The organism is Rhodoferax fermentans, from assembly GCF_002017865.1.
GTDB lineage: Bacteria > Pseudomonadota > Gammaproteobacteria > Burkholderiales > Burkholderiaceae_C > Rhodoferax > Rhodoferax fermentans.
In genome coordinates, this window is the sequence record NZ_MTJN01000002.1 from 325,646 (window position 1) to 338,062 (window position 12,417).

The window sequence follows — 12,417 nt, forward strand, 5'->3', positions numbered from 1 at the left end:
CTGGTACCCCAGTATGAGGAGACCGCCCCAAGCGGCCAACGCGCAGCGCGTATCACAGGTGCCAATGAATTTATACGAAATTGGCCTACAGCCCTTATATATAAAGCGCAAATAGCTATCAAAAAATGACTAAATATCCAGGTCCACCGAATCACCGTGCAACTCCATCAGGTCGCGCCGGGCACCGGCTTCACCTTTGCCCATGAGTTTGGTCATCAGCTCGGCGGTCTGTGTGGTGTCTAAACCGCCCAGCCCCACCTGCAGCAGGCGACGGGTGTCGGGGTTGAGCGTGGTGTCCCACAACTGTTCGGCATTCATCTCGCCCAGGCCTTTGAAGCGGCTGATGGTCCAGGCGCCTTCACGCACACCTTCCTTGCGCAACTTGTCCAGGATCACCGTCAACTCACCGTCGTCCAGCGCATAGGCTTTGGACGCGGGTTTTTTGCCACGCGCTGGTGCATCAACCCGGAACAAGGGCGGGCGCGCCACATAAATATGACCGGCATCCACCAGCTTAGGGAAGTGTTTAAAAAACAGCGTGAGCAGCAGCACCTGGATGTGTGAGCCGTCCACGTCCGCATCACTCAGGATACAAATCTTGCCGTAACGCAGGCCGCTCAGGTCGGGCGAGTCGTCCGGGCCGTGGGGGTCCACGCCAATCGCCACCGCGATGTCGTGGATTTCGTTGTTGGCAAACAGGCGGTCACGTTCGACCTCCCAGGTGTTGAGCACCTTGCCACGCAGCGGCAACACCGCCTGGCTTTCCTTGTTGCGGCCCATCTTGGCGCTGCCGCCGGCCGAATCACCTTCGACCAGGAACATTTCGTTCTCAAGGATGTCACGGCTTTCGCAGTCGGTCAGTTTGCCGGGCAACACCGCCACGCCGGAACCCTTGCGTTTTTCGACTTTCTGGCTGGCCTTCTGGCGGCTTTGCGCGGCCTTGATCGCCAGTTCGGCCAGCTTCTTGCCGTGTTCCACGTTCTGGTTGAGCCAAAGCTCAAGCGCTGGCCGCACAAAACTTGACACCAGCCGCACCGCATCGCGCGAGTTCAGGCGCTCCTTGATCTGGCCCTGGAACTGCGGGTCCAGCACCTTGGTCGAGAGCACATAACTGGCGCGTGCAAACACGTCGTCGGGCAGCAGCTTGACGCCCTTGGGCAGCAGCGAATGCAATTCGACAAAACTCTTGACCGCTGTGAACAGGCCGTCACGCAGGCCGGACTCGTGGGTGCCACCGGCCGTGGTCGGGATCAGGTTGACATAACTCTCACGCACCGGCTGGCCGTCTTCGGTGAAAGCCACACACCAGGCCGCACCTTCACCGTCGGCAAAACTGTCGTTCTGCGCGTCGGCAAAACCGGCGCCTTCAAACAGCGGGATCACCGGCTCGGCCGTCAGAGTCTGGGTCACATAGTCACGCAGACCGCCTTTGAACAGCCAGGTCTGGGTTTCCTTGGTTTTTTCTTGCGTCAGGCTCACCGTGACACCGGGCATCAACACCGCCTTGCTGCGCAACAGATGTTCCAGATGCGCCATTGGCAAGCTCATCGATTCAAAATACTTGGCATCGGGCCAGACCCGCACCGAGGTGCCGCTGCGGCGTTCGCCGTCACCAGCTGGTCGCACGCTCAAAGGTTCCACCACATCACCGCCCGAGAACACCAACCGTGCCACCTGGCTCTCGCGGTAGGTGGTGGCCTCCAGTCGGCTGCTCAAGGCATTGGTCACGCTGACACCCACGCCGTGTAGCCCGCCCGAGAAGCTGTAGGCGCCGCCGCTGCCTTTGTCGAACTTGCCGCCAGCGTGCAACTGGGTGAACACGAGTTCAATCACCGGCGCGTTTTCGGTCGGATGCAAGCCAAACGGGATGCCGCGGCCGTCGTCCTCGATGCTGACCGAGCCGTCACTGTGCACCGTGACCTTGATTTTTTTGCCATGCCCGGCCAGCGCCTCGTCGGCCGCGTTGTCCAGCACCTCCTGGATGATGTGCAAGGGGTTGTCGGTGCGGGTGTACATGCCCGGGCGCTGTTTGACGGGCTCGAGCCCCTTCAAAACGCGGATCGAACCTTCAGAGTATTCAGAGTTGGGTTTGGTTGCCATAAGCCGTGATTGTAGTCATGGACCAATAATCCACTGGATACAAAAACAGGTGTTTGAACCGTGCTGACCATGCCGTTGACCCGAAAGCGGCGAAATACATGCCGATTGGCTATATTCCAGCGATGTCTGAACACCCGCCCAAACTCTCCCTCACCCAGATTCTGATCTGTGGTGCCGCCATCGTGACCGTCTCGATGGGTATCCGCCACGGTTTTGGCCTGTGGTTACAGCCGATTACACAAGCGCAGAGCTGGAGCCGTGAAACCTTCGCATTTGCGCTGGCGATCCAAAATCTGGTGTGGGGGGTGGCCGGTATTTTTGCTGGCATGCTGGCCGACCGCTTTGGCGCTCTTCGGGTGATTGTCACGGGGGCCATCCTGTACGCATTGGGCCTGCTGGGCATGGCTTATGCCACGTCGCCGCTGGTCTTTTCCCTGACCACCGGGGTGCTGATCGGCATGGCGCAGGCTGGTACCACCTATGCCGTGGTGTACGGCGTGATTGGCCGCAACGTGCCTGCAGACAAACGCTCCTGGGCCATGGGCATTGCGGCCGCGGCCGGGTCATTTGGCCAGTTTCTGATGGTGCCAACCGAAGGTTTCCTGATTAACAGCCTGGGCTGGCAAAACGCCCTGGTGACCTTGGCGTTGGCCGCGCTGGTGCTGTTGCCGCTAGCCTGGGGCCTGCGCGAGCCTGGGGTGAGGGGTGGCGCTGGGCATTTCCGTGAACAGTCGATCCTGCAGGCGCTGCGCGAGGCTTTGCACTACCGCAGCTTCCAGTTGCTCATGGCTGGTTATTTTGTCTGCGGGTTTCAGGTGGTGTTTATCGGGGTGCACATGCCAAGCTACCTCAAGGACCATGGCCTGCCGCCCCAGGTGGCCAGTTATGCGCTGGCGCTGATCGGCCTGTTCAATGTGTTTGGCACCTACGCCGCCGGTGTGCTGGGCCAACGCCTGCAGAAAAAACACATCCTGGCCTTCATTTACCTGGCGCGTGCGCTGGTGATTAGCGTGTTTTTGCTGGCACCGCTGACACCGCTGAGCGTCTACGTCTTTTCAGCGGTGATGGGCCTGCTGTGGTTGTCCACGGTGCCGCCAACCAATGCGGCGGTGGCCCAGATTTTTGGGGTGGCGCATCTGTCGATGCTGGGTGGTTTTGTGTTTTTCAGCCACCAGATCGGATCGTTTCTGGGTGTCTGGCTCGGTGGCTGGTTATACGACCGCACCGGCAGTTATGACATCGTCTGGTATATCGCCATCGCACTGGGGGTGCTGGCCGCCCTCGTGAACCTGCCGGTCAAGGAGACGGCGATTGTGCGCAGCCCCGCACCACAAGCCGCCTGAGCGCATGAAACCCGCCGCCAAGCTCCTGGGATATGCCCTGATGCTCGGGTTGCTGGCGCTGGTGTTTGCAATGTATGGCCAGCCCGACTTCATGTTGACGCTGGCCAACCAGGTCTGGGGCTGTTTCTGAGCGTCTGCGTGCCAGACACTGGCGCGGCATCACCCGCCCAACTTTGCCTGGAAACCCGTCTGGCGCAGCATCCACTCTCGCTAGAATAAAGGGCTAACCCTGGAGCCAGCTCGCAAGATGACCTCTCTATCCCGACCCATCACCGGCAGCATCGTTGCCTTGATCACCCCCATGCTGCCAGACGGCGCGGTAGATTACCCAGCCTTGCGCAAACTCATCGACTGGCACATTGCCGAGGGCACCGACTGTATTGGTGTGGTCGGCACCACCGGTGAGTCGCCCACGGTGAGCATCCAGGAAAATTGCGAGGTCATCCGTGTGTCGGTTGAACAAGCCGCAGGCCGGGTGCCGATCATGGCCGGCTGTGGCTCCAACTGCACCGCCGAGGCGATTGAACTGGCCGGTTTTGCCAAGAAAGTCGGCGCCGACTGCCAACTGCAAGTGGTGCCCTACTACAACAAACCCACCCAGGAGGGGCTGTACCAGCACTTCAAGGCAATTGCCGAGGCAGTCGACCTGCCGATGGTGCTGTACAACGTGCCAGGCCGCTCGGTGGCAGACATGTCGGTCGAAACAAGCCTGCGTCTGGCACAACTGCCGGGCATCATCGGTATCAAGGAAGCCACCGGCAATCTGGACCGTGCCCAGTGGCTGATCCGCGAAGCACCCGAAGGTTTTTCCGTCTACTCGGGTGACGACGCCACAGCGGTTGCCCTGATGTTGTGTGGTGGCCAAGGCAACATCAGTGTCACCGCCAACCTGGCACCCCGCCTGATGCATGAGTTGTGCATGGCGGCAACAGCTGGTGACGTGAAACGCGCCATGGCCATTCAGTTCAAACTGATGCCCTTGCACAAAAACCTGTTTCTCGAAGCCAATCCGATCCCGGTGAAATGGGCTGCGGCCCGCATGAACCTGTGTGGCCCGACCCTGCGCCTGCCCTTGACCGAGCTCAGCGCCAGTTACCAACCTGCCGTTGAAGCTGCCCTGCGCACCGTGGGCCTGCTCTGAGCTGACCCTGCCAACCTCTCTTCCTGAAGGATATTTTGTGAACCATTCCCCAAAATTTGTGTTGCTCGGTCTGACCCTGGCGCTGGGCGCCTGCTCGGTTCTGCAGAGCGACAAGGTTGACTACAAAAGCGCGGCCACCAACAAAACCCCGTCACTGGAAATCCCACCTGACCTGACCCAGATTTCCAAGGACACCCGCTACAAGGTGCCTGGTTCGGCGGTGACCGCATCGAGCTACCAACTCGCTCAAAACACGGTGGTGGCCACCCCCACTGCAACCGCCTCACTGGGTGACGTGCGCATCGAGCGCTCAGGCAACACCCGCTGGCTGGTGATCAAGCGCCCGGCCGACAAGCTGTGGGAGCCGGTCAAGGAATTCTGGCAAGACAACGGTTTCCTGCTCGCAATGGACCAGGCTAACCTGGGCATCATGGAAACCGACTGGGCCGAAAACCGCGCCAAGATTCCTCAGGACTTTGTCCGCGCCACCTTGGGCAAGGTGTTTGATTCGCTCTACTCCACCGGTGAGCGTGACAAGTTCCGCACCCGTCTGGAACGCGGTGCCGACGGCAGCACCGAGATTTTCATCAGCCACCGCGGCATGATTGAGGTCTATGACAGCAAGGAAAAAGAACGCACCGTGTGGCAGCCCCGTGCCGCCGATCCCGAGCTGGAGGCCGAGTTCCTGCGCCGCCTGATGGTCAAGCTGGGTGTGGGTGAGGAACAGTCCAAAGCCCTGCTGGCTGCGGGTGTGGTCAAGGAAAACACCCAGGTCGCCACCGTGGGTGGACAACCCGTGGTGCAACTGGCGGACGGCTTTGATCGCGCCTGGCGCCGGGTGGGTCTGTCACTGGACCGCACCAACTTCACCGTGGAAGACCGTGACCGCAGCAAGGGCCTGTACTTTGTGCGTTATGTGGCCCCCAACGCCGACATGGAAAAAGACGAACCGGGCTTCTTTGGCAAACTGTTTGGCAAGTCCAAACCAGATGCCCAGCCATCGAAGTTCCGCGTGGCCGTGCTGAGTCAAGGCAATGCCACCACGGTGTCGGTACAAAACGCCGATGGCAGCGCCGCCGCCGTGGCCGATGCACAACGCATCATCAAGGTGCTGGCCGAAGACCTGAAATAAACCCGCTTGAGACGAGCCACCTGCCGGTAACGGCAGGTGGCTTTTTTATGGCCAAATCGGCTCTAGCCCTTATGTAATAAGGACTAATAGCTACAAAGATTGCAGCGCTTGAGTGATTGCCCGGCCCAGATCCTGGGTCTTGGCGCAACCACCCAGATCGGGCGTGCGAGGTGCGCCGCTGCCAGGGGCCAACACCTGCTCAATGGCTTGCAAGACCGCGTCATGGGCTGCGCGGTGGCCCAAAAAGTCCAGCATCAGCGCCCCACTCCAGATCTGGCCAATCGGGTTGGCCTTGGCTTGGCCAGCGATGTCTGGAGCTGAGCCATGCACCGGCTCAAACAGCGAGGGGTGGGTGCGCCCAGGGTTGAGGTTGGCACTCGGTGCAATCGCAATCGTGCCGGTGCAGGCCGGACCCAGGTCACTGAGGATGTCGCCAAACAGGTTGCTGCCCACCACCACGTCAAAAAAATCCGGCCGCTGCACAAAATGTGCGGTCAGGATGTCGATGTGGAACTTGTCCACCGTGACATCTGGGTAGGCTTTGGCCATCTCGGCCACCCGCTCGTCCCAATATGGCATGGTGATCGCGATGCCGTTGGATTTGGTGGCGCTGGTCAGGTGTTTTTTGGGGCGCGACTGGGCCAGATCAAACGCAAATTTGAGCACCCGGTCCACACCGACGCGTGACATCACCGTCTCTTGCATCACGATTTCGCGCTCGGTGCCGGCAAACATGCGCCCACCGATGCTGGAGTATTCACCCTCGGTGTTTTCACGCACGATCACCATGTCGATCTCACCGGGCGCACGCGCACTGCCGTCACGGCGGACCACCGGGCAGGTGATGCCGGGCATCAGGCGCGCCGGGCGCAGGTTCACATACTGGTCAAACTCGCGTCGAAACAACAGCAGAGAACCCCACAACGACACGTGGTCCGGGATTTTTTCCGGCCAGCCCACCGCACCGAAGTAAATCGCGTCGTGGCCGCCGATTTGATCTTTCCAGTTGTCAGGCAACATCTGGCCGTGCCGCTCGAAGTATTGCCAGCTGGAAAAATCAAAGTGATCGATCTGCAGGTCGATGCCAAATTTGTCGGCCGCAGCTTCAAGCACCCGCAGGCCTTCTGGCATCACCTCCTGGCCAATGCCGTCACCGGCAATGACAGCAATCTTGTGTGTGGCCACGTGCTCTCCTTACTTGACCTTGGCGCGGATTTCCGGAAGGGCTTTTTGCAGGTAATACACCATCGACCAGACGGTCATGATCGCGGCCAGCCAGATCAGCCAGACACCCCAGAGATGGGTGTCGATCAAGCCGAACAGCAGCCCGTCATACAGCAGAAACGGGATCGCCACCATTTGGGCGGTGGTTTTGAGTTTGCCAATCATGTGCACCGCGACACTGCGCGAAGCACCAATCTGCGCCATCCACTCGCGCAGCGCTGATATGGCGATCTCGCGGCCAATGATGATCAGCCCGACAAACACGTCAGCGCGCCCAAGGTGCACCAGCACCAACACACAGGCACAGACCAGAAACTTGTCAGCGACCGGGTCCAGAAAGGCACCAAAGGCCGAGACCTGGTTGAGCCGGCGTGCCAGAAAACCGTCAAGCCAATCCGTAGCAGCAAACACCACAAACATCACGGTGGCAATCTCATTGCGGTGGGCTGGCTCAATCGGCAGGTAAAACACACCAACGATCAAGGGAATGGCCGCAATACGCGCCCAGGTCATGAGGGTAGGAATGGTCCAGAACATGTCTCGATTGTGGCATGCAGCCACCGGCCTACAGCCTGCGTTCAGTGCAACGCCCGATAGATTTCTTCCGCCAGTTCATGCGAGATGCCTTCGACACTGGCCATGTCATCCACAGACGCCATCGCCACCCCCCGCACACCGCCAAAACGCTGCAACAGCCGGGCACGCCGTTTGGGGCCGATGCCGGGGATGTCTTCGAGCTTGCCACCGTCCATACGCACCTTGGCACGTGCGGCGCGCATGCCGGTGATGGCAAAACGGTGGGCCTCGTCGCGGATCTGCGCCACCAGCATCAGCGCCGCCGAATCCTTGCCCAGGTAGACCTTCTCGCGCCCATCGGCAAACACCAGCTCTTCCAGGCCGATACGCCTGCCCTCACCTTTTTCAACCCCCACGATCAGCGACAGATCGAGCCCCAGCTGCACAAACACCTCACGCGCCATGCTGACCTGGCCCTTGCCACCATCGACCAGCACCAGGTCCGGCAGACGACCGGTGCCCGGAGGGGTTTCACCCGTGCGTTTGGCTTCCTGCAAGACCTCGGCCAACTTGCCGTAACGGCGCAACAGCACTTGGCGCATCGCGGCGTAGTCGTCGCCAGGTGTGATGTCAGTGATTTTGTAGCGCCGGTACTCGGCGTTTTGCATCTTGTGGTGGTGAAACACCACACACGAGGCCTGGGTTGACTCACCCGCAGTGTGCGAAATGTCAAAACACTCGATGCGCAGTTCGTCCAGGTCGTCCAAGCCCAGATCCAGCGCCTCATACAGCGCTCGGGTGCGCGCCTGTTGGGAGCCTTCTTCAGACAACAGCCGGGCCAGTTGTAAGTTGGCATTGGTTTGCGCCATCTCCAGCCAGACCCGGCGCTGTTCACGCGGCGCATGCACTGCCGAGACCTTGATGCCGGTTTGTGCGGTCAGCGCTTTGAGCAGCGCCTTGTCCACCGGGCTGCTGACCACCAGCGAGGGTGGCACCGGCACATTCAGGTAATGCTGGGCGATGAAGGCGTCCAGGATCTGTGATTCGACTGATCGGACCTCAGCGCCCTCGTCCTCCAGCTCCAGCGCGGCGCCGTCTTGCACCTGCACTGGGAAATAAGGACGGTCTCCCAGATGGCGCCCGCCCCGCACCATGGCCAGGTTGACACAGGCGCGCCCGCCCTGCACCTTGACCGCGAGGATGTCGACATCGCGGTCGCTGACGTTGTCCACACTTTGCTGGTGCAACACGCTGGATAGCGCCGAAGTCTGGTTGCGCAGCTCGGCCGCCTGTTCGAACTCGAGTTTGTCGGCGTGCGCCATCATGCGTGCCTGCAGGCTGCTCATCACCTCCTGTGCGTCGCCATTCAAAAACCGTTCGGCGTCCGCCACATCCTGGGCGTAGTCGGCGGGTGAAATGTGACCCACACAGGGGCCGGAGCAGCGTTTGATCTGGTACAACAAACAAGGCCGGGTGCGGTTGGCAAACACCGACTCCTCGCAGGTGCGTAACTTGAACACCTTTTGCATCAGCAAAATTGCCTCCTTGACCGCCCAGGCACTGGGGTAGGGGCCAAAGTAATGGTGTTTTTTCTCGACCGCACCCCGGTAGTAGGACACCCGTGGAAACCAGTCGCCGTTGATGCGGGTCACCGAGGATGCTGTGTCTTTTGGGCCTGCAGCCCTTGCTGATAAAGGGCCAGGCGCTCCTTTTTTTGCAAGAAGGCTGCTGTCTTTGGGCAACGGTGCCGGGGCGCTGATCTTGAGGTAGGGGTAACTTTTGTCGTCCCGAAACAGGATGTTGTACTTGGGGTTGAGCGTCTTGATCAGGTTGTTTTCAAGCAGCAGCGCCTCGGCCTCGGAGCGCACCACCGTGGTCTCCAGCCGCACAATCTTGCCCACCATGTGGCCAATGCGGGTGCCGCCGTGGTTCTTCTGGAAATAACTCGATACCCGTTTTTTGAGGTTGATCGCCTTGCCAACATACAAGACTTGTCCCTGCGCATCAAAGTAACGGTAGACCCCCGGTAGCGCGGGCAGGCTCGCCACATCGCTGAGCAGTTGCTCGGGATGGGCGCCCGCTGGCGCCTCTGGCTCCCCACCATCGGGGCTGAGGGTCACAACGGGCGGCAGTTCGGCAGGCAGCTTGACGGGGTCAACGGATGGCACGGGTTTTTCAGGCAAATCAGACATAGGGCGCTATTGTGGACAATCCCGGTCATGAAATTGCCACCTGCTCAGCCCAAATTGCACTGGGACATTTTTTGCCGCGTGATCGACAACTTTGGTGACATCGGCGTCTGCTGGCGCCTGTGTGTGGATCTGGCACAACGCGGCCAGACCGTGCGGCTCTGGGTCGACGATGCCTCTGCCCTGGCCTGGATGGCGCCCGATGGCACGCCCGGTGTGACGGTGCTGCCCTGGACCAGCCCTTTCACACAACACGGTCAGACGCCCGGCGATGTGCTGGTGGAAGCCTTTGGCTGCGAGATTGATCCTGAATTCATAGCGGCATACGCCCACAAAATAAGGGCTACAGACCAGAAAAGCCAGTGGATCAACCTCGAATACCTGAGTGCCGAGGCCTATGTGGCGCGCTGCCACACCCTGCCCTCACCCGTGATGTTTGGGCCGGGCCAAGGGCTTGCCAAACATTTTTTCTACCCTGGCTTCACCTCCGACACCGGCGGCCTGTTGCGCGAAGCCGATCTGCTGCAGCGCCAGGCCAGTTTCGAGCGCAGCGCCTGGTTAACAACTCAAGGCATAACCTGGCAAGGCCAGCGCCTGGTCTCGCTGTTTTGTTACGAACCTGCAGGCCTGCCCGATTTGCTACACACCTTGGCTGCGGACGACAGACCCACACAGCTGTTGGTGACCGCAGGGCGGGCCAGTGCTGCGGTGCGCCGCTTGGTTGAGCATGAAATTAGCCTCCAGCCCTTTATCAACAAGGGCCAGCAGCTCTCAATTTCATACCTTCCGTTACTGTCACAAACCGACTACGACCACCTGCTGTGGGCCTGTGACATCAATTTTGTGCGCGGCGAAGACTCGTTGGTGCGCGCCCTGTGGGCTGGCAAACCCTTGGTCTGGCAGATCTACCCGCAAGACGATGATGCCCACCACCACAAGCTCCACGCTTTCCTGGACTGGCTGCACGCACCACCCACATTGCGCCACGCACACCAGCGCTGGAACGGTTTGCCGGGTAGGGGCACCGATGACGGCACCGCGCCACTGTTCACGACCGAAGACGAGCGAACTTGGCAAGCTGCCTGCCAGCGCGCCAGGCAAACGCTGCTGCAGCAAAACGATCTGGCAAGCCAATTGCTCGATTTCATGACAAAAACCCACTAAAATAGCGGGCTTTGCGGCATGTGGTCGATTTTTCATCGAGTGCTCCAGCCGCCCTCGCCGCCAGATGCGCGGCCTAACTTCACTCTCTGACTATGAAAATCGCTCAAGAAATTCGCGCCGGCAACGTCATCATGCAAGGCAAAGACCCGATGGTCGTCCTGAAAACCGAATACGCCCGCGGTGGCCGCGGTGCCGCCACGGTGCGCATGAAGCTCAAGAGCCTGATCGCCAACTTCGGCACCGAAGTTGTGTTCCGGGCCGATGACAAGATGGACCAAGTCATTCTGGACAAAAAAGATTGCACCTACTCCTACTTTGCCGACCCGATGTACGTGTGTATGGACGCTGAGTACAACCAGTACGAAGTGGAAGCAGAGAACATGGGCGACGCGCTGAACTACCTCGAAGACGGCATGGAAGTCGAAGTGGTGTTCTACGACGGCAAGGCCATCTCGGTTGAACTGCCCACCACCGTGGTGCGTGAAATCACCTGGACCGAACCCGCCGTCAAGGGTGACACCTCTGGCAAGGTTCTGAAACCCGCAAAAATCGCAACTGGCTTTGAAGTCGGTGTGCCAATTTTTGTGGCTCAAGGCGACAAGGTCGAAATCGACACCCGTACTGGCGAATACCGCAAACGGGTCTAAGGACCAGCGAGCGGCTTCACTGCCAAAAACAAGCAGGGCTTCACAACGTGAGGCCCTTTTTTTTACCTGACAATTCGGACCATGGAACACACCCAACCTCTGACCCAACACGTCACCGAACACAAGCTGGCTGACGCCCTGGCTGATCTGTTGCACCACCCCGTCGAAGAGACGGTGCTGCACCCGAATGCCTACCGACTGGCCTTTGCCGACCCCGAATTCCTGCTGCGCCGCGACACCCGTGGCATCCGCATCCAGCTGGAAATGCTCAAACCCGAGATCGACCAGAGTGAACAAGGCATCGACAACACCATCGTGGTGTTTGGCAGCGCCCGTTTTCCTTCACCCGAAACCGCCGACGCCGCCATGCGGGCCGCCCTGGCCTGCGCCGACCCGGCCGACATCCAGCTGGCCCAGCGCCACCTGCGTAACGCCCGCTACTACGACCAGGCACGCCTGTTTGCCCGGCTGGTGGCCACCTACAGCAACGACCAGACCCACAGCGCCAAACTCTACATCTGCACAGGTGGTGGCCCCGGCATCATGGAAGCGGCCAACCGGGGTGCCCACGAGCTGGGCGCACCCACCGTGGGGCTCAACATTGCACTGCCGCATGAGCAGTCGGCCAACCCCTATGTCACGCCCTCGCTGAGCTTCAAGTTCCACTATTTTGCGATCCGCAAGATGCATTTCATGATGCGCGCCAAGGCGCTGGTGGCCTTCCCTGGCGGTTTTGGCACGCTCGATGAGCTGTTTGAAGTGATCACCCTGGTGCAGACACGCAAAGCCCAACCGGTGCCCATCGTGCTGTTTGGCAGTGACTACTGGAAACGCCTGCTCAACATCGATGTGATGGTGGAAGAAGGGGTGATCTCACCCGAAGACCTCAAGCTGTTCCACTACGTCGACACGCCCGAAGCCGCCTGGGACGTGATCAAACACTTTTACGCGCTGTAAAGCC

11 protein-coding genes are annotated in these 12,417 nt (G+C 60.0%); 7 read left to right on the forward strand and 4 right to left on the reverse strand.

Annotated elements, in window-relative coordinates; translation table 11 throughout:
• Nucleotides 1-129: 129 nt before the first annotated feature.
• Nucleotides 130-2,100: a DNA topoisomerase IV subunit B gene (locus tag RF819_RS01595; RefSeq protein ID WP_078363352.1), complete on the reverse strand. Its 1,971-nt coding sequence runs from the start codon at nt 2,098-2,100 to the stop codon at nt 130-132.
• A 122-nt stretch (nt 2,101-2,222) separates the two neighbouring features.
• On the opposite strand from RF819_RS01595, the gene RF819_RS01600 reads away from it, so the two are divergent.
• The 4 genes from RF819_RS01600 to bamC all read left to right on the forward strand — a co-directional run bounded on the left by RF819_RS01600 (nt 2,223) and on the right by bamC (nt 5,716).
• Nucleotides 2,223-3,443, forward strand: coding sequence for an MFS transporter (locus RF819_RS01600; protein WP_078363353.1), 1,221 nt, complete (start codon nt 2,223-2,225; stop codon nt 3,441-3,443).
• Between the two features lie 4 nt (nt 3,444-3,447).
• Nucleotides 3,448-3,573, forward strand: a complete 126-nt coding sequence (locus tag RF819_RS21855) for a hypothetical protein (protein ID WP_274610615.1) — start codon at nt 3,448-3,450, stop codon at nt 3,571-3,573.
• A 117-nt stretch (nt 3,574-3,690) separates the two neighbouring features.
• Nucleotides 3,691-4,584: a 4-hydroxy-tetrahydrodipicolinate synthase gene (gene dapA, locus RF819_RS01605; RefSeq protein ID WP_078363354.1), complete on the forward strand. Its 894-nt coding sequence runs from the start codon at nt 3,691-3,693 to the stop codon at nt 4,582-4,584.
• 37 nt (nt 4,585-4,621) lie between these two features.
• Nucleotides 4,622-5,716 (forward strand): outer membrane protein assembly factor BamC, encoded by a 1,095-nt coding sequence (gene bamC / locus RF819_RS01610; RefSeq protein ID WP_078363355.1) that lies wholly within the window; start codon nt 4,622-4,624, stop codon nt 5,714-5,716.
• A 90-nt stretch (nt 5,717-5,806) separates the two neighbouring features.
• Here the strand turns inward: bamC and RF819_RS01615 are convergent, their stop codons facing one another.
• Genes RF819_RS01615 through uvrC form a run of 3 tightly spaced genes read right to left on the reverse strand, consistent with a single transcriptional unit; the run spans nt 5,807 to nt 9,648 of the window.
• Nucleotides 5,807-6,901, reverse strand: a complete 1,095-nt coding sequence (locus tag RF819_RS01615; protein WP_078363356.1) for a tartrate dehydrogenase — start codon at nt 6,899-6,901, stop codon at nt 5,807-5,809.
• A gap of 9 nt (nt 6,902-6,910) precedes the next feature.
• Nucleotides 6,911-7,477: a CDP-diacylglycerol--glycerol-3-phosphate 3-phosphatidyltransferase gene (pgsA, locus tag RF819_RS01620; protein WP_078363357.1), complete on the reverse strand. Its 567-nt coding sequence runs from the start codon at nt 7,475-7,477 to the stop codon at nt 6,911-6,913.
• A 41-nt stretch (nt 7,478-7,518) separates the two neighbouring features.
• Nucleotides 7,519-9,648: an excinuclease ABC subunit UvrC gene (gene uvrC, locus RF819_RS01625; protein ID WP_078363358.1), complete on the reverse strand. Its 2,130-nt coding sequence runs from the start codon at nt 9,646-9,648 to the stop codon at nt 7,519-7,521.
• A 27-nt stretch (nt 9,649-9,675) separates the two neighbouring features.
• On the opposite strand from uvrC, the gene earP reads away from it, so the two are divergent.
• The 3 genes from earP to RF819_RS01640 all read left to right on the forward strand — a co-directional run bounded on the left by earP (nt 9,676) and on the right by RF819_RS01640 (nt 12,413).
• On the forward strand, nt 9,676-10,809 hold the full coding sequence (gene earP / locus RF819_RS01630; RefSeq protein ID WP_078363359.1) for an elongation factor P maturation arginine rhamnosyltransferase EarP: 1,134 nt from the start codon (nt 9,676-9,678) through the stop codon (nt 10,807-10,809).
• A 92-nt stretch (nt 10,810-10,901) separates the two neighbouring features.
• Nucleotides 10,902-11,456: an elongation factor P gene (gene efp, locus RF819_RS01635; protein WP_078363360.1), complete on the forward strand. Its 555-nt coding sequence runs from the start codon at nt 10,902-10,904 to the stop codon at nt 11,454-11,456.
• A gap of 81 nt (nt 11,457-11,537) precedes the next feature.
• A complete protein-coding gene (locus tag RF819_RS01640) occupies nt 11,538-12,413 on the forward strand; it encodes an LOG family protein (RefSeq protein WP_078363361.1) in 876 nt (291 codons plus the stop codon).
• The last annotated feature ends 4 nt before the right edge of the window (nt 12,414-12,417 follow it).